The sequence below is a fragment of the Bacteroides sp. D20 genome, from assembly GCF_003436255.1.
GTDB lineage: Bacteria > Bacteroidota > Bacteroidia > Bacteroidales > Bacteroidaceae > Bacteroides > Bacteroides uniformis.
In genome coordinates this window covers 17,366-39,155 of sequence record NZ_QSOO01000024.1, presented here as the reverse complement: position 1 = coordinate 39,155, position 21,790 = coordinate 17,366, and the positions used below count along the sequence as shown (strand labels likewise).

General features: G+C 45.9%; 22 protein-coding genes, 1 tRNA gene and 1 pseudogene. 23 read left to right on the top strand and 1 reads right to left on the bottom strand.

What is annotated here, in order from left to right; all coding sequences use genetic code 11:
* Nucleotide 1: 1 nt before the first annotated feature.
* The 13 genes from DXD78_RS19105 to DXD78_RS19050 all read left to right on the top strand — a co-directional run bounded on the left by DXD78_RS19105 (nt 2) and on the right by DXD78_RS19050 (nt 10,279).
* Entirely contained in the window at nt 2–868 is an 867-nt protein-coding gene (locus DXD78_RS19105) for an FKBP-type peptidyl-prolyl cis-trans isomerase (protein ID WP_009037607.1), read from the top strand.
* Nucleotides 869–1,097: 229 nt separating this feature from the next.
* Nucleotides 1,098–1,562: an Lrp/AsnC family transcriptional regulator gene (locus tag DXD78_RS19100; protein ID WP_005830846.1), complete on the top strand. Its 465-nt coding sequence runs from the start codon at nt 1,098–1,100 to the stop codon at nt 1,560–1,562.
* Between the two features lie 9 nt (nt 1,563–1,571).
* Complete coding sequence (locus tag DXD78_RS19095; protein WP_005830847.1) at nt 1,572–1,883, top strand: DUF4491 family protein; 312 nt, start codon at nt 1,572–1,574, stop codon at nt 1,881–1,883.
* 92 nt (nt 1,884–1,975) lie between these two features.
* Nucleotides 1,976–2,049 (top strand) — tRNA-Ile (locus DXD78_RS19090).
* 142 nt (nt 2,050–2,191) lie between these two features.
* Nucleotides 2,192–3,463, top strand: a complete 1,272-nt coding sequence (locus DXD78_RS19085; RefSeq protein ID WP_034529244.1) for a phage integrase SAM-like domain-containing protein — start codon at nt 2,192–2,194, stop codon at nt 3,461–3,463.
* Nucleotides 3,464–3,547: 84 nt separating this feature from the next.
* Nucleotides 3,548–4,396, top strand: a complete 849-nt coding sequence (locus DXD78_RS19080) for a hypothetical protein (protein ID WP_009037605.1) — start codon at nt 3,548–3,550, stop codon at nt 4,394–4,396.
* A 187-nt stretch (nt 4,397–4,583) separates the two neighbouring features.
* Nucleotides 4,584–5,063 (top strand): hypothetical protein, encoded by a 480-nt coding sequence (locus DXD78_RS19075; protein WP_009037604.1) that lies wholly within the window; start codon nt 4,584–4,586, stop codon nt 5,061–5,063.
* Nucleotides 5,064–6,016: 953 nt separating this feature from the next.
* Nucleotides 6,017–7,033, top strand: coding sequence for a DUF3871 family protein (locus tag DXD78_RS19070; protein ID WP_117652913.1), 1,017 nt, complete (start codon nt 6,017–6,019; stop codon nt 7,031–7,033).
* A 48-nt stretch (nt 7,034–7,081) separates the two neighbouring features.
* On the top strand, nt 7,082–7,204 hold the full coding sequence (locus tag DXD78_RS21455; RefSeq protein WP_255342452.1) for a hypothetical protein: 123 nt from the start codon (nt 7,082–7,084) through the stop codon (nt 7,202–7,204).
* A gap of 75 nt (nt 7,205–7,279) precedes the next feature.
* Nucleotides 7,280–7,552 (top strand): hypothetical protein, encoded by a 273-nt coding sequence (locus tag DXD78_RS19065; protein ID WP_009037602.1) that lies wholly within the window; start codon nt 7,280–7,282, stop codon nt 7,550–7,552.
* 156 nt (nt 7,553–7,708) lie between these two features.
* A complete protein-coding gene (locus DXD78_RS19060) occupies nt 7,709–8,296 on the top strand; it encodes a tyrosine-type recombinase/integrase (protein WP_009037601.1) in 588 nt (195 codons plus the stop codon).
* A gap of 677 nt (nt 8,297–8,973) precedes the next feature.
* Nucleotides 8,974–9,786 carry a glycosyltransferase family 2 protein gene (locus DXD78_RS19055; RefSeq protein WP_008665367.1) on the top strand — a complete coding sequence of 271 codons (813 nt, stop codon included), beginning with the start codon at nt 8,974–8,976 and terminating at the stop codon, nt 9,784–9,786.
* 31 nt (nt 9,787–9,817) lie between these two features.
* Complete coding sequence (locus tag DXD78_RS19050) at nt 9,818–10,279, top strand: lipocalin family protein (protein WP_009037600.1); 462 nt, start codon at nt 9,818–9,820, stop codon at nt 10,277–10,279.
* Between the two features lie 27 nt (nt 10,280–10,306).
* On the opposite strand, the gene DXD78_RS19045 is transcribed toward DXD78_RS19050, so the two are convergent.
* Nucleotides 10,307–10,507, bottom strand: coding sequence for a hypothetical protein (locus DXD78_RS19045; RefSeq protein WP_008665371.1), 201 nt, complete (start codon nt 10,505–10,507; stop codon nt 10,307–10,309).
* 539 nt (nt 10,508–11,046) lie between these two features.
* Here DXD78_RS19045 and DXD78_RS19040 point away from each other — a divergent pair.
* The 10 genes and pseudogenes from DXD78_RS19040 to DXD78_RS18990 all read left to right on the top strand — a co-directional run bounded on the left by DXD78_RS19040 (nt 11,047) and on the right by DXD78_RS18990 (nt 21,782).
* On the top strand, nt 11,047–11,463 hold the full coding sequence (locus DXD78_RS19040; RefSeq protein WP_005834337.1) for a hypothetical protein: 417 nt from the start codon (nt 11,047–11,049) through the stop codon (nt 11,461–11,463).
* Nucleotides 11,464–11,559: 96 nt separating this feature from the next.
* Nucleotides 11,560–12,240: a LiaF domain-containing protein gene (locus DXD78_RS19035; protein ID WP_083790048.1), complete on the top strand. Its 681-nt coding sequence runs from the start codon at nt 11,560–11,562 to the stop codon at nt 12,238–12,240.
* Between the two features lie 3 nt (nt 12,241–12,243).
* Nucleotides 12,244–12,929 (top strand): annotated as a pseudogene (locus DXD78_RS21530) (LytR/AlgR family response regulator transcription factor).
* 111 nt (nt 12,930–13,040) lie between these two features.
* Nucleotides 13,041–13,481, top strand: coding sequence for a hypothetical protein (locus tag DXD78_RS19025; protein ID WP_196029313.1), 441 nt, complete (start codon nt 13,041–13,043; stop codon nt 13,479–13,481).
* Between the two features lie 96 nt (nt 13,482–13,577).
* Nucleotides 13,578–14,015 carry a hypothetical protein gene (locus DXD78_RS19020; protein ID WP_005830882.1) on the top strand — a complete coding sequence of 146 codons (438 nt, stop codon included), beginning with the start codon at nt 13,578–13,580 and terminating at the stop codon, nt 14,013–14,015.
* Nucleotides 14,016–14,017: 2 nt separating this feature from the next.
* The gene (locus tag DXD78_RS19015) at nt 14,018–15,232 is read left to right on the top strand and encodes a sodium ion-translocating decarboxylase subunit beta (RefSeq protein WP_005830884.1); all 1,215 of its coding nucleotides are present in this window, start codon (nt 14,018–14,020) and stop codon (nt 15,230–15,232) included.
* Between the two features lie 139 nt (nt 15,233–15,371).
* A complete protein-coding gene (locus DXD78_RS19010; protein ID WP_034526008.1) occupies nt 15,372–16,523 on the top strand; it encodes a hypothetical protein in 1,152 nt (383 codons plus the stop codon).
* A 1-nt stretch (nt 16,524) separates the two neighbouring features.
* Nucleotides 16,525–17,292: a M15 family metallopeptidase gene (locus DXD78_RS19005; protein ID WP_034529238.1), complete on the top strand. Its 768-nt coding sequence runs from the start codon at nt 16,525–16,527 to the stop codon at nt 17,290–17,292.
* Between the two features lie 200 nt (nt 17,293–17,492).
* Entirely contained in the window at nt 17,493–18,740 is a 1,248-nt protein-coding gene (locus tag DXD78_RS18995) for an SAM-dependent methyltransferase (RefSeq protein ID WP_009037583.1), read from the top strand.
* A gap of 273 nt (nt 18,741–19,013) precedes the next feature.
* Nucleotides 19,014–21,782, top strand: a complete 2,769-nt coding sequence (locus DXD78_RS18990) for a TonB-dependent receptor (RefSeq protein WP_005834321.1) — start codon at nt 19,014–19,016, stop codon at nt 21,780–21,782.
* Nucleotides 21,783–21,790 lie beyond the last annotated feature (8 nt).

Genomic DNA, 21,790 nt, shown 5'->3' with positions numbered 1-21,790 from the left:
AATGAAAAAAGTAACATTTCTCATGGCTCTTGCAGTAGCTGCCGGCATGGTATCTTGTACTGCTCAAAGTCCGAAAGCTGATTTGAAGACGGACATCGACTCATTATCTTACGCCATCGGTATGGCACGTACAGAAGGTTTGGACCAGTATCTTGCACAACAAGGCATTGACTCAACCCAGATGTCAGAATTCCTGAAAGGTTTCAACGAAGGCGCAGCCAAAATCGATAAGAAAGACGTGGCTTACATGGCCGGTCTGCAAGTAGGCCAGATGGTCAGCAAGCAATGGGTGGAAGGCTTCAACCAACAAATCTTCGGCAACGACTCCACACAGAGCATCAGCCGCGAAAATCTGCTGGCAGGTTTCGTAGCAGGTGTCATCGGCAAGGGTGGTGCTATGGATATGATGAAAGCTCAAGAGTACATGCGTACTCAGATGGATGCCATCAAAGAAAAAGCAACTGCAGAAAAGTATGCTGACAACAAAGCTGCCGGTGAAAAGTTCCTGGCTGAGAACAAGGCTAAAGAAGGTGTAGTAACTACCCCGAGCGGTCTGCAATACAAAATCATCACCAAGGGTAACGGTGCCGTTCCTGCCGACAGCAGCAAGGTGAAAGTAAACTACAAAGGTACGCTGATTGACGGAACAGAATTCGATAGCTCTTACAAGCGCAACGAACCTGCTACTTTCCGTGCCAACCAGGTAATCAAAGGCTGGACAGAGGCCCTCACCATGATGCCCGTCGGCTCTAAGTGGGAACTCTATATCCCCTACGACCTGGCATACGGTTCAAGAGAAACCGGTAGCCAAATCAAGCCGTTCTCTACTTTGATATTCGAAGTGGAACTGCTGGGTATCGAGAAGTAATGTAACAATCCGAAGGGAGGGGCAAAACCCTCTTGATACTTCTTTTAGGCGCGGATTACGCGGAATACGCGGATTTGGTAAACTAAATCCGTGAAATCCGCGTAATCCGCGCCTTATCGTTACCCCTCACTTTTATTCATTTTTCCGTCCCTTTTTATAGATAAATTAAAATAAAGTCCTATATTTGCTTACTATTTGATAACAACAAGAACTTTACTTATTTACTATTATGGAAAAAATAGACAATCTTGACCGGCAGATTCTGGAAATCATTTCCCAAAATGCCCGTATCCCTTTCAAGGACGTAGCTGCTGAATGTGGCGTGTCACGTGCTGCCATCCATCAACGTGTACAGCGCCTGATTGACCTTGGCGTTATTGTTGGCTCAGGCTATCATGTAAATCCCAAGTCCCTTGGATACAGAACCTGCACTTACGTAGGAATCAAGCTGGAAAAGGGCTCCATGTATAAGACGGTAGTTGCTGAGCTGGGCAAGATTCCCGAAATCGTAGAATGCCACTTCACCACTGGTCCGTACACCATGCTGACCAAGGTATATGCCCGCGACAACGAGCATCTGATGGATTTGCTGAACAACAAGATGCAGGAGATTCCTGGCGTAACCGCTACCGAGACCTTGATTTCCCTGGAACAGAGCATCAAGAAGGAGATTCCTATTTGCCCCGAGAAATAACGAACAACAATGGATTTCTTGAACGAATATCATCTGTCGGGCCTTGTCATAGGTATCTGCACATTCCTCATCATCGGCTTGTTTCACCCCATAGTTGTGAAAGCCGAATATTATTGGGGCACCAAGTGCTGGTGGATTTTCCTTTTACTCGGCATCGGCGGCATCATTGCCTCCCTTTATACGGAGAACATCATGATAGCCTCCCTTTTGGGCGTCTTTGCATTTTCCTCGTTCTGGACCATCAAGGAGATATTCGAGCAGGAAGAACGAGTGAAAAAAGGCTGGTTTCCCAAGAATCCAAAACGAACTTATAAGTTCTAAGGACAAAGGTTATAAGGAATTTTATCCAAAAGTCTTGCATATTTCAATAGAAAATGCTACTTTTGTCCCCGCTATCCAAGCAAGGATGCATCGGACTTGTAGCTCAGTTGGTTAGAGCAACAGACTCATAATCTGGAGGTCCCTGGTTCAAGCCCAGGCTGGTCCACAAACTAAAAGGCTCATCTCTAACGAGATAGAGCCTTTTTTAGTTCATGGAGACCTCCGATTAAGGGTCTGTTGCTTGGTTATATTTAGTATTGTATTAGGTATTTGTTGACTAATTGTTGACTGATTTAAACATTACTAACATGCTGACTATCAAAGCCGAAATCAAGAAGAGTGAACTAAAAGTTGACGGAACGTACAATGTTAAGATTAGATTTACTTTAGACCGTAAGGTTAAAAGACTATCAACTAATCTATTTATAACTTCAAAAGACCTAACTAAATCCCTCAAATTTAAAGAGGACACTTCCATTAAAAGAGCGATAGATGGACTGGTGCTTTATTACAGAGAACAGTGTTTCAAACTACAATTAGACCAAAATCATTATTCGTTAGATGAGATAATTGAATTCTTAAACGGAGAACAAGAGAAGCAACAAACCATTGACTTTATAAAGTTCAGTCGTGAGTGGATAGCTTCTACCACCATAAAAGGAGCACCCAATTATACAACTGCCATCAATGCTTTGGTACGGTTTGTTGGCAAGGAAGAATTGGATATTAATTTGATTACCCTTGACTTCTTAGAAAGTTTTAAAGCATTCTTGAATAAAGAACGCGAGATACGGACTAAAAGATTAATGCAGCAGGGTAAACGGATACCTTCCAATCGTTCACTCTCTCTATATTTGATAAGCATTAAGAAGCTGTTCAATGAAGCCAAGAAGAAATACAATAAGAAGGAGAAGAATTTAATCCTAATCCCCAACTCACCCTTCATGGAACTTGAAATACCCAAGCAGGAAGCAACAAGAAAGAGAGCCATATCCGCAGATATTATAAAGAAGCTATGGAAGCTACCCTATAAAGATATGAAGAAAGGCTACAAATCTACCTGCCGTTATAATTTGGCAAAGGATTGTTTCATTCTATCATTCTGTCTTATGGGAATCAATTCAGCAGACCTTTACAATGCCACTGAAATGGAAGGTAATACAATCGTCTATAATCGTACCAAGACGAAAGACCGTAGATTGGATAAGGCTCAAATGAAGGTTGACATACCCAGATTAGTCCTGCCTCTTGTTGAGAAGTACAAGGACAAGACTGGTAAACGTCTCTTCAATTTCTATCAATATTATGCTGACGAGAAGGGTTTCAATAAGGCTATCAACTACGGCTTAAAAGAAATTGGTACAATATTAGAAATTGACGATTTGGAATACTACGCAGCAAGGCATAGTTGGGCTACCATTGCACTTAATAAAGTTGGCATTGATAAATATATAGTCCATGCAGCACTTAACCATATTGACGATGCAATGAAAGTAACGGACATCTATATTGAACGTGATTTCGTAAATGAGAACAAGGCTAATGCCAAAGTCGTGAAGTACGTGTTTGGAAAGCAGTAGTTACAATCTGTAGTAATTTATAATGCCGCTCTGTTGCATAATGGAGTGGCATTATTTATCTTTACGGCACTAATACAATTAACCATGCCAATAGATAATTTCACAACAGATAAATATGTAGGGCAAGAAGAGGAATTACTGGAATATGTAACTGTAATTGCCGATAAGTTTCACCCAGACATGGAAATTCAAGAAGATGGAAGCTCTGTTCTTTTACCGTCACAATCCCCTTATCAATTCATGCAACGGTACAATGCAGGTAAGCTAAATGTATTCTTCAATTATGACAACTATATGAGGAATGACAATATAGACAGTATTCAAGCCATCATAAAGGCATTGGGCATTGACTCCGATAAATTCTGGTATCTACTTCTGTTTATAAGCGATTACGTTAGTGGGAAGGCATTAAATACTTGGAAATTCAATGACACGTCCAAAGGAGAGATAACAAAGTTCATTGAAATGGTAAAGCTGAATGAAGCTGATTTTAATGATGCAATAGGTTTCTCCCATAAACTCCCAATGACATTAAGTTTACAAGTGAAAGGCAAACGACTAATCATCGATAACCCCAATACCATATCATTCATGGCGGCTTTCTGTGAGGAAGTATTGGCAGAGGTTTCAGAACATGGTTTGTTCAATCAAGCAAGGTTTGAGCCAAACGGCTACAATACATCAGACTCCGTACAGATATGGCTGTTCACCCAAATGCTACTGTACTTCTTTGAAGCCTATCCCCAGTTCGATAACCAGCGTGGCAAGAGCGGTGACACTCCCAAGAGCAAACTACTGTTCATATCCAAACTGGTCTATTTCACCAAGCTGACCAGAAATGAGGCATATAATGACAATGACGATAATATAAAGAAGATAATCAAGCAATACAAGGATACTAAGATAAACACAATAAACCCCATATACGGATAGTATAACTATCTGATAATTAAGCAATCCACTTTTATATTCTCTTAAGGGGAGTATAAAGGTGGATTATTTTATTCCCTAATGCCCTCCCCTAATATCCCCAACTTTGCAGCGTAATCGAAAGACAAACGGTGCGCACCACTCTCGATTCACAAAATAAACTAATGTCTAATTTCTAAATTTTAAGATTATGTCTAAATTTAGTTTACAAGGTTTGGGCACACCTAAAAGTGCATCCTACGACAATGAGAGTGCGTACAAAGAATTACTCTCAAGAATGGATAAAGGTGAACGGCTTACTATAGAAGTTTACACAGACAAGGATGGTTACTCCTCATTTGGTATTCAGACCGGGGTAGTATCTAAATTCAAGCTGAGACTCAACCAAGACATCTTACTCAAGATAATGCAATACTTGACCAACAATGAAACGGAGGATGTGAAAGTAGAGCCCAATGATGTAGAGCCTTATGGAGAAGGCAAGGACTTCACAATGGACTTGTTCAAGCTTATGGTCGATAATGGGTTCAAACCACAGACCGTTCCCTTGTTTAGAGCAGTCTATGGCAAGGTCAAATCGATATTCCATTTCCCCAAAGGACGGGTAGAGTTTAATCTTGAACGTACCGACGAACTGATGGACTACTTGGCAGATAAGCATCTGTTGTAATCTGTACACTCAAGGGGAGAGTTACCAGTAAAGCTCTCTCCTTGTTTCCCCCAATCAATAACATTTTAAAGATATACCATTATGAAGATTAATACTATAAAACTGAATAAAGACAAGAACGGTAAGGTTCCCTATCTGAAAACCATCCTAAAAGAGTAACGGCACAGACTTTGAATGATTACTTTAACTATACCCGAACCACCATCAACGGTAAGGAGGGTTTAAAGATAATCAGCGAACTTTATTAGCGAGGTCTGGGGAAATTCGGAGGAAGCTTACTTTATAGACCCCCTCCCAGAAATACCAGCCTCTCGGAATATACTACCTCCATATGCTTGTGATGTAGTAATAAATAGCTCCAACCTTCATGGGCATGGAGTTATTTGCATTTAGGGGCATTCCTGCTATCCTAAAGTCCAATACGCTGCATTATATACCCCAACTCAAATTAGGCAGTCTCTAAATAATACCCCCTCCCTTCCAGATACGGAAACTCTTTCCATACAGTTATTAAGACTGCATAAAGTGCAATTATCAGCCAGAAAGCAGGCATGAGGTGTATATTATGCGCTTAATTGTCATGTTACCCCTAATGTCCCTCACCTCTCTTAGATGGGAAATGAACGGTTTAACGCAATCGCATTCCAGACCGCAAACGCTTTGGCTACGGTATTACTGGCTACTACAGTAATGTCTGTGTATTACAGAGCACAATTGCGGAAGTCTATGGGGCATTACGTTATAAAGCGCGCCATTCCCTTTAATTCACTTATTACTAACCAATAAATTATCGCTTATGGAAGATTTAAAGGCAATTCTGACGGTTGGTGCAATACTCGTTGTACCGTTCATTGCAGCACCAAAGGCAATGTTTGCCATAGTGCTGTACATTATCATTTATATGGCATTCAGATGGAGAAATTTCTAATTATCAACTTAATAATTTACAGATTATGGAAGCATTACAGATTATGCCAGTCATGGCACAGAGAAGAAACTGCAATTTAGGCGAATTTGCAGAGGATGCAACGGTTGTAACGGACGATACAAAGGGGAAACGACCTCTGTTCATAGAGGCTAATACAGTTGAAGCGACCTTACAGCATTTGAGGGACGACTGTATAATTCCAGTATTCGCCAAAGACAACGAGGCTACACTGTCGCACGTCTCGTTCATTGAGACGGTGCAGGATGCAGCACATACTTTCTTTAACGGTGAACGGATAGGGCAGCCGGATATAAGGGTGTCACACGTTATCAAGGGTCGTATTCCAGAAGCAATACATAAGCCTGCCAATCAGTTATTGGAGAGTGACAAGACCATTTATTACGAGCGTTGCGCTTTCGTGATTGAAATACCTACCATCTACGAGACGGTGAACGGTAATAGGCTGACCCTTACTGTAGGTGGAGTTAGGGCTTATAACCATACCAATCTGTACAGTAAAAAGGGTGCAGAGCGTTTTAAGGTGTTCATAGGGTTTACATGCCAGGTATGCACCAACTTGTGCGTATCTACGGACGGTTATATTAGCTGTCTGGAGGTCACTAATACAAGTGAGCTGTATCGTGCTGTATTGGAAATGTTCAACAAGTACGACCCTGCCAAGCACATACATCTGATGCAGACACTTGGCAATACCAGTATGACAGAACATCAATTCTGCCAGTTACTTGGGAGAATGAGGCTTTACCCACTGTTACCGCAAGGCTATCAGAAAGCTATCCCCAGAATGCTGCTTACTGACACACAGATAAACAGTGTAGCCAAAGCATATATCAATGATGATAACTTTGGCAGTCTTGGCAGTGACCTATCCATGTGGAAGTTCTACAACCTGCTTACTGGCAGCAACAAGAGCTGCTACATAGACAGCTTTCTGGATAGAGCCTACAACGCTACAGAACTGGCAACGGGTATTGCATCCGCTCTGCATGGTGATGAAAGATACAGTTGGTTTCTTTCTTAGCTGTATCTGGAATTATACTCTATTACTGGTTTCTCAAAACTGGAGATTATGCTACGGAATTTATTCTATGTGTTACTGGCGACTTTGGTATTCTTCATTGCAATGGCATTGTTTCCATTTATAGCGGTGGGATATATCCTGCTGCTGGGCTATGCCATTGTTAAAGGATAGCTTGGTATGGAGGGCATCTATATAATAAGGTATAGGTGCTCTTTTTATTTATAAACCTCTTAAATATTAAAAGATATGGTAATAGAAGACAGTCGCGAATACAAGGCAGCGCAAGAACTTGAAAGAGCCTTGAACGATTATAGTTGGAATCCTAAAAGGTTTGCAGAGAGTACGAGGTATTATCACCGTACACTACAGCAGGAGCTTATGAGAACCATTGTGGCAATCATTCAAATGGTTGGTGATGAAAGCTATGGTACAGACCTTAGAAATCAAGCCTCACATGAACTTTGCAAAAAGATTATTGAGAGCGGTGCATTGGATGAAGCCTATTTGCCGTTCATATAGGCTTGAACGTAACAAAGGACATCATTAACTTGGTGTCCTTTATTTATTATATTCACTTCTGTTATTAGTGAATGTTTCTTTGATTATCAATAAGTTGGATATTTCAACTTAAAAATGATATTCACTTTTATTCATTTCATTATAAGACTGAACGTTATGTCACTTAAATATTCAAGTACAACCGCAGATTATCTGCAATGGAGCGAGGCAATGAACTTGATAAGGAAGTTAGCCAAAGACGGGAATTATAAAATCTCGCTTCTTGTTGCTCTGGGCTGTTTTACTGGCTTAAGAATATCTGACATTCTGGCTTTACGCTGGAAGCAGATATTAAATGCGGAGGAATTTACCGTTATCGAAATCAAGACGGGAAAGCAAAGGACTGTGAGAATTAACATGCAGCTACAGAAGCATATCTGTGACTGCTACAAGCATATCAGTCCTATAGGCATAGACGCGCCTATATTGGTAAGCCGGAAAGGTACGGTCTATTCCATACAGAGGATAAATGTAATCCTCAAAGAGGTTAAAAGGAAGTATAGGTTGCATATAGGCAACTTCTCATGCCACAGCCTTAGAAAGACTTTCGGCAGGCAGGTCTATAACATGAACAGCGAAAGTTCGGAGCTTGCACTTGTCAAACTCATGGAGCTATTCAATCATTCCAGTGTATCAATTACCAAGAGATACTTGGGATTAAGGCAGGAAGAACTACTTAATACCTATGACTGCCTTAGTTTTTGATTACTGGCGGTTGCGCTCACCAATTATTAAGAATGGAGTGGAACAGCCTTTTAAGCCAATAATTCAAGTTGGGAGTAAATTTCTACTTATATAGACCTTTTACAAATTTGCTCCTAACCTTGATTTATGGAGTAGGAATGCCTTTCTGCATTTAATAAACAATAAGTTCTTGCCAATCAAACGTAAATTCGTAACTTTGCAGCAATTCTAACAGCCTAATGCGTTGGGAAGTTGGAAGGACATATTAGTTAACGAAGAGCGTTTAAGATATTATCCTAAGTTGAAATCTGGACAATTTCATGCACAAGGATAATAGGCAAGGACGCTCACGTCAGTGTTATATATTCACCTCTGTAGGGTGAACTATATACATATCTGGCGTGGGCATTGTTTATTATTTGTGCAAGGCAGTCCAGAGCCTCAACTTGGTAATATTCAATGTTCCCACGCTTCTTTATTGTATAACGGTCAGTAAGGGAACACTGGCTACGATACAGATATTCACAAAACAGACAGTTCTATTTCTAACGTGGCAATCAATCAAATTGCGTGCAGCTTTATGCTGTGTACTCTGTGCACTTATTCAAGCCATTTCATCCATATATCCATATAAAAGAAGGCAAGAGTGTATAGAGTGGTAATAATTAATCTGATTAACTTATTTAAATCTGGTAGTAATGAATAGAAAGGACTTGGGGAAGATTTCCGTAATAGTCTCTACTTACAACCGTTGCGATGCTCTGCAAGTATGTTTACTCAGCTTGTTCAAGCAGACAGTCCTGCCCGATGAGGTCATTATAGGAGACGATGGCTCTACGGAAGAGACCGCCTCGTTGATAGCAAGGCTGCAAGAGCAGGCACCGTTTCCAATCATACATGTGTGGCATGAGGATAAAGGTTTCCGATTGGCTATGATGCGCAACAAGTGTGTAGCCCGTAGTACGGGAAACTATATCATAGAGATAGACGGTGATGTGTTCCTGCATCCAAAGCTGATAGCCGACCATCTCCGTGAAGCTGGCCGTGGCATTTACGTGAAAGGTGGAAGGGTAAACTTGGGCAAAGAGCTGACAGAGGAAATATGTAAGTCCGGTATGGTACGCCCGATTCATGTCTGGACGAAAGGAATTGAAAGCAAGCCGGAGAATGCAATCCATTGTATATGGCTGGCTCGCTTCTTGGCTCCGAGATACCGTAGAAAGCGTTCGGCTGCATTGGGCTGTAACATGTCCTTCTTCCGTGAGGATTTTATCAAGGTAAACGGTTATGATGAATTCTATGAGGGTTGGGGAAGTGAGGATATTGATTTGGGCAAGCGTCTGCTGAACAGTGGTTGCCGGAAACGGTATTTGAAGTTCGCAGGTATTGTTTACCACCTTTGGCATGAGGATAAGTTCATGTACAATAAGACAAAGAACTTGCAGTACATGAGAATGCTGGATGAACGGAAGACGGTACGCTGTACAAATGGAGTGGATAAATATTTATAAACTATATTACTAACTTAATTTATTAATTAAAATGAGAACATTAAGATTTATTGGAATGGCTATCGTAGCCGTAATTATGAGTGTTAACTTCGCAGCATGTAGTGATGATGACGAAGAAGAAAGTACACCTACTACAGAGAACATTGTAGGTCAATGGGTACTAACTTACGAAGAAGGGTATGAAATAGAGCCAGAATATCCTGAAGAAAACAGAGAATGGAGTCATGCACCTAAAGATGAATGCGAATATTTTGGTAATCTTACATTCAGAGCTGACGGTACATATACTGAATATGATTTGGATAATTCGGAATTAGATGAAGGGAAATGGGCATTGAGTAATAAGCTGCTGACACTTAGACCTATTGATGCCACTTATGCTCTTGATTTGAATGTTCTTGAAATATCCAACAGCAAGTTAGTTCTTGAATATATGGAGAAAGAGGATGATGGAGGGGTAGAATATGCTAAAATGACTTATAAAAGGAAATAAGTATTGAAGTATAAAGGCAGCATGGAATTAACTCCCTTGCTGCCTTGACTGTTTCCGCTTCTTGACTAATTTAGGCTTTCGTTTACTTGCCGCATCTTTAAAGAACTGTTCCAGTCTCTCTCTGGTAATAGGCAGGTAACTGACCTCTGTAACCATAGTTTCTTTAATCTCTTGTGGTAGGTAGTAGATAGTGTAACTTTTAGGAGAGTTCTTCTTGGTAAGTCTCATAATTGTATTAATTTGATAATTGATAATTGAATTAATCTGATACGAAGTTAACCATATTACAGAGGGGAAACTAATGTTAATATCTCATTATTAAATACTGGAATGGAGAGATGGCTGTATTTCAACTATACACTACTTAGCCATTATAAAAGATAAAGAGGTTAATGGAGAGACCCATTTAACTCCATGTATGGACTAATACGACCTTTTAGAGAGGATACCCCCTATTACAGAAATGTTGAACAAATCCTTAAATCAAATGGAATGAAACATCTTAAAATAAACAAGAATTTGTATATTTGTATCGTAAATTTGATGTTGACTAATTGTTGACTAACAAGCTTACAAAGAGATTATAAACTTGTTGATAAATAGCCTTTTATAAAGTCTAAATATAAAGTCTCATAATCTGGAGGTCCCTGGTTCAAGCCCAGGCTGGTCCACAAACAAGAGGCTCATTCTTAATAGAATAGAGCCTCTTTTAATTTTTGGACTCCGCTATACAAGCCCGGTATTTGTGTAATAAAACAACCTTCATCATGAAATACGGAGTATCTCCAAATACACTGCTCATAACTGCCGGAACCATATGGTCATTGGCAGGAGTCAATATTCTGCGTATAGGCCTGACCTGCTGGATAGATGACGGACATTATTGGCTATTCAAAGTCTGCGAAGCCAGCCTGGTATTCCTTCTGTTCTTCGGCATTATTTTCCATAGGCTGTACAAGAAACATACTCTCCGTATCTCACAGAAGAAAGGGAAGCACTGCCCCTTTTCCTTTTTCGACGTAAAAGGATGGATTGTCATGATAGGCATGATTGCAATGGGAATTGTAATACGTACCTGCCACCTTCTGCCCGACTCCTTCATCGCAGTGTTCTATACCGGACTTTCTCTCGCGCTTCTCGGCACCGGGCTACGCTTCATCTGGTATTGGTGGAGGAACAGATAACTCCGGATTCACCGATTCCCATCCTATGCAGGCTCCGGCAAAGTGCTGACCGCCTCGCTCTTTATCCTTTCAGGCTTATTGCTATTCGCACGCAATATGGGTATCATCACCGAAGCATGGTTCAATATGCTGGTTGCCTGGCACTCCTTATTTATAATAGCAGGTATCTATACCATGATACGCAAGCACTATCTGTCAGGAGGTGTCCTATTGCTGGCGGGACTCTACCTCTTGGGAAGCAAACTCATGCTATTCCCCGGCAATTTCCAAGCCATGCTGTGGCCCTTGGCCCTTATCCTCATCGGCATCTTCTTTCTCAGACATCACCATAGGAGAAACTGGACACACCAAAGGACAGTGCATCGCCGTGCCAAGATGGTACAACGGATGATGAACAAGAGAATGGGAGAGCAAGAGGAACAACAATGCCAGTCTGACGACGGATTCCTCTACTCCAACAACTCCCTGAGTGCCGTACGCCACGTCGTACTCGACGAGCTTTTCAAGGGAGCGAACATACGCACCTATTTCGGCGGTACTACCATCGACCTGCGCCACACGAACATAGCACCCGGAGAAACCTACATAGACCTGGACTGCAGTTGGGGAAGAGTGGAACTGTACATACCCGCCGACTGGCAAGTACGCATAGAATGCAGCTGCTTTTGCGGTGGATGTGAAGACAAACGCTGGCAAGGCACACCTGCCAAACAAGAATGGTGCGTACTTATGATACGCGGAAACATATCCTTCGGAGGCCTTGAAATAAAAGATTAAGCGATGGAAGCACACCCGATAACAGATTATCTTTACCGCTGGGTACCGGCACTTGCCTACCTTGCATGGTTTATTGTAGGCACCGTCTCCATGTATAGAACGAATGTCATCGTAGCCATAGCCGGCGTTCTCTTCTGGCTGTCCGGCAGCTTCATGATATGCGACATAATGGTAAGAATAGCCGGAATAGCATACATCCCCTTTGCCCCCACCATTCCTTTCTGCCTCTTGTTCGGTATTCCTGCCTGGACAGCTATCCTTTTGTGGTATCATCTGCAGATTGTGGCAGGCACTTCATTACAAACAGAAAATTTCACCGCCCCGAGGCAGAAAAGGCCGCTCCCCTGCCACAAGAAGAAAGTATTGACCGGATCACGGTAAAAGACGGCTCCCGGATTCACATCATCAAAGTGGAAGACCTATTATACATCCAGGCTTGTGGGGACTACGCAACCCTGGTGACATCAGACGGAGAGTACATCAAGGAACAGACCATGAAAAACTTCGAGACACATTTGCCAGCAGATAACTTTGTCCGCATCCACCGCTCGAGCATTGTCAACGTAACCCAGATATCACGAGTAGAACAGTATGGAAAAGAGACCTACCAAGTGACGTTAAAAAGTGGCGTCAAGCTACGGGTAAGCCTCTCCAGATACCGGTTACTGAAGGAACGGTTGGGCATATAAATGCCGCAACCAGTCCTTCAGAATACTTCCTGCAGAGGAAAAAGACAATTAATCTTAAAATACAGCGGAATATATAACTTTGTCCAAAGTTATTTGTTCCTTTACCTTACTATGATGAAACATCTGTATTACATACTTATGTTTACCTTCCTCTGTCTGGGTTTGACTGCCATCTCCCAGGAGGAACAGCCGGACTCACGGAATACTACCATGAGTCCGGCGGGAATAGTTGTCGGAAGTCCGGCCTCCGAATGCTCCTTTACCGCCTACACACAGTGCGCATCGTACACAGCCACCCACCGTTCACTATTCAATGACGAAAATACCGACTGCTGGACCAACGAAGCGTTGTGTCCGAACAGCCTATACACACATAACCACGCCTCTCCGAAATTCCTGAAGATGAGAATTCTGAAACCAGCCGGGCAACTGGAGCATCTGCTTTCCAGCCATCTGTCTGCCGGAGAGAGCGCCAACCTTTCATTCAATCCCAGTGCCCTCCGCTATTCCTGCGGATACTACATCTATGCACTGCTGCATATCCTGATTTAGACTTTATCGGACTTATTGCAAACCATTACCGGAGGTGTACTGCATGTACATCTTTCGCTTTTTTATTATCCATTTCATCACATTAATATCATAACTATGTCCGATTTATTCCTCCCCACCCTTGAGATGATGGGGCTCACTTTTGCAATCGGTTTCTTTGTGGCATTCATCATCAAACTGATAGCCAGCGCAGCCGATTCACTCGATTTCTACAGTTCCCACCAGCAGGAGTTACTCCGCCTGCGCCGTATAAAGAAGTTCCGCCAGAAGATGGAACTGATGCTACACACCCCCTCCATGCACGGAAACATCTTCGGCAACGACACGCGCGAAGACTACAGCCGGGGTGTGGACCGTGAAAACGAAAAGCCTCGGGGCTATTACCACGGAGTAAGCCACGGTGTCTCCAAAAGAAACCTGGTAGACTACTTCTACCCAGAAGATACCCATATGATGTATCTGGAAGATGCCATCAGCCACCGTGACAACAAGAACAAGACTAAAAAGAACAACGACACCAAAAACAAAGACTAATCATGGAGAATATAGATTTTGCAACCTTGTTCCAAGGATTCGGAACAATGATGGAAAGCGGCTGGCTGCTCTCCTCTGCCCGTGTATTTTTAATAGCCCTGGGCCTGCTGCTCATATACCTGGGATGGAAAGGCGTACTGGAGCCTATGGTCATGATTCCCATGGGACTGGGTATGGTCGCCATTAATTGCGGCACCCTTTTCATGCCCGACGGTACATTGGGGAATCTCTTTCTGGACCCGATGCTTTCGGATACGGACGACTTGATGAACACCATGCAGATAGACTTCCTGCAACCGGTCTACACCCTGACCTTCAGCAACGGATTGATTGCATGCTTCGTATTTATGGGTATCGGTACCCTGCTCGATGTGGGCTTCCTGCTACAGAAACCGTTTGCCAGCATATTCCTTGCCCTATGTGCCGAATTGGGAACTTTCCTGACTGTACCCATCGCATCTGCATTGGGACTGTCCTTGAAAGAAAGCGCTTCCGTAGCCATGGTAGGAGGTGCGGACGGACCGATGGTGCTTTTCACTTCCTTGGCCCTGGCCAAACATCTGTTTGTACCCATCACAGTAGTGGCCTATCTCTATCTGGGACTGACATATGGCGGTTACCCCTATCTGGTGAAGCTGCTGGTGCCGAAACGCCTGCGCGCCATCAAGATGACGAGCAAGAAGCCGCCCAAAAACTATGATGCCAAAGTAAAACTGGCTTTCTCGGCTATATTGTGTGCTGTACTGTGTTTTCTGTTCCCGGTTGCCTCACCGCTGTTCTTCTCCTTGTTCCTCGGAGTGGCAGTACGCGAATCGGGGATGAAGCATATCTACGATTTTGTAAGCGGTCCGCTGTTGTATGGTTCTACTTTCATGCTCGGCCTGTTGTTGGGCGTACTTTGCGACGCACATCTGCTGCTCGACCCTAAAATTCTTAAATTGTTGGTATTGGGCATGGGCGCACTGTTGCTCTCCGGTATCGGCGGAATCATTGGAGGATACATCATGTACTTCATCAAGCGGGGCAATTACAATCCGGTCATCGGAATTGCAGCCGTGAGCTGCGTGCCTACTACGGCGAAGGTTGCCCAGAAGATAGTAAGCAAGGACAACCCCAATTCCTTCATCTTGGGAGATGCCTTGGGGGCTAATATTTCAGGAGTAATCACTTCGGCCATCATTACGGGTATCTATATTACTATAATTCCCTATCTGTAGCCTGCGTAGTGGGTTTAGGTGACGGAAAGAGGTTGTGGCAATCACAATCTCTTTCTTTTTATGATACATGGGGCAAGCTGTTGCATTTCAGATAAAATCCTTTACCTTTGCCGGCAAACACATTTATCAAGATATCAGGATGAAGAAAGTATTTAAATTGGCCGGAGGATTCATGGTCGGGGCATGCATCGGCTTTGTAGGAATAATAGGTGTAAGAGTCCTGGTTTTGGGAGACTCGTTCGACGGTTTACACAGCAAGTTTGCCGAAACCGGCATGCTGGAGACAGTAGGAGTTTCCTTGTTAGCCATACTGATTCTGCTGTTCTCCATCTTCCTGCAAGTGCTTCTGCACGAAGGCGGGCATCTTGTCTGCGGACTGGCAACCGGCTACCGCTTCGTCTCCTTCCGCATCTTCAACCTTACCTTCATACGGAAAGACGGGAAATTATGCATCAAGCGTTTCAGCCTTGCCGGAACGGGAGGCCAATGCCTGCTTACCCCACCCGAAAGGCCTCTTGAAGATATCCCAACCACCTTGTACAACCTGGGTGGAGTGCTTGCCAACCTGCTGACCGCCATCCTTGCCTTCCTCCCCCTGCTGACCGTAGACGGGCTGCCTTACCTGCTGAAATTCTTCCTTCTGATGCTCTCTTTGATTGGCATTCTCCTTGCAGGGATGAACGGCATCCCCATGAAGATGGGCGGCATCGGCAATGATGCCGACAACATGCGCCTGCTTCTCAAGGACAGCAAGAGCAAGCAGGCACTGGTCACCCAGCTGCGCATCAACGCACTGGTGCAAGAGGGCATGCGTCCTAAGGACATGCCTGCCGAATGGTTCAGCCAAACGGAAGACATCAACTACAAAGATGCCCTGCAGGTCACCATAGCCTTGATGAGCGCCTCGCGCCTGCTCGACTGCGAAGAATGGGAAGCCGCCTACAATGCATTTGAGAAAATAATGAGCCACCGGCACGAAGTCATCGGACTTTTGATAAAGGAAAACGCTTGCGAGCTGCTCTTCACCGCATTGGTGACAAAGAGGACCGCACGGGCAGAAGAATTATATACCGATGAGCTGGATACCTACATCCGGCAATATAAGGATGTGACGTCTTCCAAACAGCGGCTGCTCTGCGCCCTGGCACTCTACCGGGACAAGGACACAGCAAAAGCAAAGGAGATTTACGAAGCCACCTGCCAACGGAAAAACAAATACTTGATGCAGGGAGAAGTCAGTTCGGACATAGCCTTGATGAAATCAATCCTTACCGCCAAGAATGCCTTGTAAGATGGAACGATATTTCTTTTACTTGTTATATCTGCTGCTTGGCTGCTCACTATGCGGTTGTAGCAGAAAACAAGCGCCAAAGCAGGCACAAGACCCAGATACGGAGACCACCATCCCGTACGCCGACACCATAGCGGCACCCGTCCCTCCGGCTCCGGTTAAAAGCCGGACAGCCCGCTACCTGGACTCCCTCGGTTTCGTCAACATCGCCGAAGCGGACAGCAGCATCGCCATCGACTTGATGTACACCCGTGCCGACAACTTCACCGGAACCCTATTATACGAAGACCTGAAAGAAGCCTACCTGCACCCCGATGCCATGAAAAGCCTGAAGCGGGCACAACGCCTACTGAAAGAACAGTACCCCGGCTACAGCCTCATCGTCTACGACGCAGCGCGCCCCTTGTCCGTACAGCAGAAGATGTGGGACGTAGTGAAAGGAACCTCCAAATACATCTATGTCTCCAACCCCTCACGCGGCGGCGGCCTGCACAACTACGGATTGGCGGTGGACATCAGCATACTCGACGATAAAGGAACTCCTCTGCCCATGGGCACCCCGGTAGACCATCTGGGCAGGGAAGCCCACATCACAGAAGAAGCCGTGCTCGTGGCACAAGGCAAGCTGACGGAACAAGAACGTGAAAACCGGCTGCTGCTCCGGCAGGTAATGAAAGAAGCCGGATTCCACCCGCTACCCAGCGAATGGTGGCACTTCAACCGCGTCAGCAGGCAGACGGCAAAGGAGCGATACCGGGTCATCCCTTAACTCTCACCCCCAGCTTGTCCGGAAACTTAAATTTGCTATCGCTTTGACGCGGATGACGCAGATGACGCGGATTTTTATATTCTTAATCTGTATTATCAGCGTCATCTGTGTCTGAAAAATAATCAGACAGAAAGCTGCGAATTTATGCCCCACTTTGTCCTTTTTGAGATAACTTTGCATCAGAATAAATAAGCCAAGCCATGCCTTTATCCCAAGACACCCTCCGCTTCATCCGCGAGCATCGCCGCGACGACGTGCGCAGCCTTGCCTTGCAGGCACGCCGCTACCCTTCGGTAGACATGCCCGCCGCCATCACACAGATTTCCGGCTGGCAGATTGCCAAAGAGAAGATACCCGCATGGGCCGAGAACGAGCATATACTCTACCCCGCCCACCTTTCTCTGGAACAATGCTCCTCCCAAGCAACGGCACAGTATAAAGCGGAGATTATAACTAACCTGCTACATACAGAACAAGAACATCCCGCGCAGAACAGTACCCCCGCATCAGCCGGCACCTTTACCGACCTCACCGGAGGTTTCGGCATCGACTGCGCCTATCTCTCCTCCCGCTTCGGGCATGCCACTTACGTCGAGCGCCAGGAAACCCTCTGCCAGATAGCCGCGCACAACTTCCCTGTCCTCGGCCTGAACCACATCTCCGTCTGCCACGCAGACAGCGTCTGCCATCTGCAAGAGATGGAGCCCGTGGACTGTATATTCATAGACCCTGCCCGCCGCGACGGACACGGTGGAAAGACCGTAGCCATCGGCGACTGCGAACCCGATATAGCCGCCCTCGAAGAACTGCTGCTGCGCAAGGCAAGACACGTACTGGTAAAACTCTCCCCCATGCTCGACCTCACCCTTGCCCTGAACGATTTGAAGCATGTCCACCAGGCACACATCGTCTCCGTGGGCAACGAATGCAAGGAACTGCTGCTCTTGCTGGGACAAGGCGAAGGAGTGCCGGCAGACGACATCCCCATCCATTGCGTCAACTTCACCGGTGTACCGGCTCCCCAAGCCCTCGTCTTCACCCGCCGGCAGGAGAAGGAGCGTGCATGCCCCTACACCCCTCAACTGAAATCATACCTCTACGAACCGAATGCCTCCGTGCTGAAAGCCAGTGCATTCCGCAGCCTCTCCTCATTGTATAAGGTGGAAAAACTGCATCCCAACAGCCACCTCTACACCTCGGACCACTTCCTGCCGGACTTCCCCGGCCGCAAGTTCCGGATTACCTCCTCCTGCGGCTTCGGCAAGAAAGAAGTGAAAGAGATGCTGGCTGCCGAGAAAAAGGCGAACCTCACCGTGCGCAACTTCCCCGCCACCGTGGCCGAACTGCGCAAACGACTGAAATTGGCCGAAGGGGGAGGCACTTATCTCTTTGCCACTACTCTGGCAGACGAGAAGAAGGTACTTATCCGCTGCCAGGCTACGGGATAAGACACCAACCCCTATACCTTCCCCTGCACGAGATGTACATCTCATGTTGCTCGATATGTACATCTCATACAGTCCGAGATGCACATCTCGTGCATCTTTAGCATCAGTCTGCCAGATGACGGCAAAGGGAGATACCGCCGAAAGGGTACTACCTTCAAGAATTTATGTAACCTCATTGTAACTGAATCGTTATCTGTTCTTCAACGCTCCGCAACCTCCACGTAACGGCAACCCTCTACTTTTGCGGCAGATTATTAACAGATAATAACAAGTATGAAACAGATTTTGAGAGCATTCTTATTCTTACTCCTATTCACCGCCACCGTCAATACGGCCATTGCCGACGAAAAAGCAAATGTCACGAAACAAGGAACTGTACGTGGACGCATCATCGACGCCACTAAACAAACTCTCCCGGGCGCATCCATCTACATCGAGAAACTACACACTGGCGTGACGAGCGACGTCAACGGCTTCTACACTTTCTCTAACCTTGACCCGGGAACCTATACAGTAAAGGTGAGCTACGTGGGCTACTCTCCCGTAGAACTGAAAATCACCATCCCCGCAGGCCGTACACTGGAAAAAGACGTCGTACTGAACGAAGGCGTGGAGTTGCAGGAAGTGGTGGTAGGCGGCGCCTTCCAGGGACAGCGCCGTGCCATCAACTCACAGAAAAACAACATGGGGATTACGAATGTAGTCTCTGCCGACCAGGTAGGCAAGTTCCCCGACTCCAACATCGGTGACGCCCTTAAACGCATCTCCGGCATCAACGTGCAGTACGACCAAGGCGAGGCACGCTTCGGGCAAGTGCGGGGCACGAGTGCTGACCTCAGCTCCGTCACCATCAACGGCAACCGCGTTCCCTCTGCCGAAGGCGATACGCGCAACGTACAGCTCGACCTCATTCCGGCAGACATGATTCAGACCATCGAAGTGAACAAGGTAGTAACCGCCGATATGGACGGCGACGCCATCGGCGGCAGCATCAACCTCGTCACCAAGAACTCCCCCTACAAGCGTACCATTGCCGCCACCGCCGGAACCGGCTACAACTGGGTGAGCGAAAAGGCGCAACTGAACCTTGGCTTCACCTACGGCGACCGCTTCTTCAACGACAAACTCGGCTTGATTGTATCGGCCTCCTATCAGAACTCACCTTCTGGTTCCTACGACACCGAATTTGTATGGGAGCAGGATGACAACGGCAAGACGTACGTCAACGACTACCAAATCCGCCAATACTACGTCACCCGCGAACGCCAAAGCTACTCCGCCGCACTGGACTGGGACATCAATGCCAACCACAAACTCACCTTCAAAGGCATCTTCAACAACCGCAACGACTGGGAGAACCGCTACCGTACCACGCTGAAAGACCTTGACCCCGACGGCAACGCCACCGTACGCATACAGACCAAAGCCGGTACGCCGGACAACCGTAACGCCCGCCTGGAACGCCAGCGCACCATGGACTTTGCCCTCGGCGGCGAACACCTCTTCGGCGCCCTCTCCATGGACTGGCACGCCAGCTATGCCAAAGCCAGCGAAGAACGTCCCAACGAACGCTACATCGACTTCCAACTGAAGAAACAGAAGTTCGACATGGACCTGAGCGACGAACGCCAACCCTTTGCCAGCCCCAAAACAGGCTCTACCATGACATTGAACGATGAATTCAGCCTGAAAGAGCTGACGGAACAGCAGGAAGACATCAAGGAGCAGGACCTGAAGTTCTCCGCCAACTTCAAACTTCCCTTCAAGAACGGCAACAAGCTGAAGTTCGGCGCAAAGGTAGTGCGCAAGACCAAGGATAAAGAAGTGGACTTCTACGAATACTCTCCTCTGGACGAGGATGCCTTCATGACGAACAGCCTAGCAAATACAGTGGACCAGACCAACAAGAACTTCATGCCCAACAACAAATACCAGGCAGGCATCTACGCCAGCAAGGAATACACCGGCTCTTTAGACTTGAACAACGCTTCCCTCTTTGAGAAAGAGCAGGTACAGGAAGAACTTGCCGGAAACTTCAACGCCCGCGAAACCGTGACTTCCGGCTACCTCCGCTTCGACCAAAAACTGACAAAAGACGTGGAACTGATGACCGGACTTCGCATAGAGAACACCAACCTTGCCTATACGGGACGCACCTACGATGCCGACGAAGACCTCACCAGCAAGACCGACCGTCAGCGCAACAGCTACATCAACTTCCTGCCGTCGCTGCTCGTAAAGTGGAATGTAAACGATGACTTCAAAGTGCGCGGTTCGTTTACCCAAACCTTGTCACGCCCCAAATACTCGGCCCTCGTGCCCAGTGTGAACATCAAGCGTTCCGACAACGAAATCACCATCGGAAACCCGGAGCTGAAACCTACCGTCTCCTACAACTTCGACTTGAGTGCCGACTACTACTTCCGCAGCATCGGTCTGATAAGCGCCGGCATCTTCTACAAGAAGATAGACGACTTCATCGTAGACCAGGTGAGCACCAACTACGAATACCAGGGTAACACCTACACCCGCTTCACCCAACCCAAGAATGCGGGCAACGCCAACCTGGTAGGGGTAGAGTTATCCTACCAGCGCGACTTCAGCTTCATTGCTCCCGCTCTGAAATGTGTAGGTTTCTACGGAACGTACACCTACACCCACTCCCGTGTGGAAGACTTCAACTTCGAAGGTCGCGAGAATGAGAAAGACTTGAGCATGCCAGGCTCTCCGGAGCATACCGCAAATGCTTCCCTATACTTTGAGAAAGGCGGTCTGAATCTGCGCCTGAGCTATAACTTCGCTTCCGATTTCATCGACGAAATGGGAGAAAGCACCTTCTACGACCGCTACTACGACAAGGTGAACTATATGGACGTAAACGCCAGCTATACCTTCGGAAAGAAGTTCAAGACTACCTTCTACGCCGAAGCCAACAACCTGCTGAACCAGCCGCTACGCTACTACCAGGGCACAAAAGACCGTACCATGCAGGCAGAATACTACGGCGTGAAAGTGAATGCGGGAGTGAAGATTAATTTTTAAACAGCGAA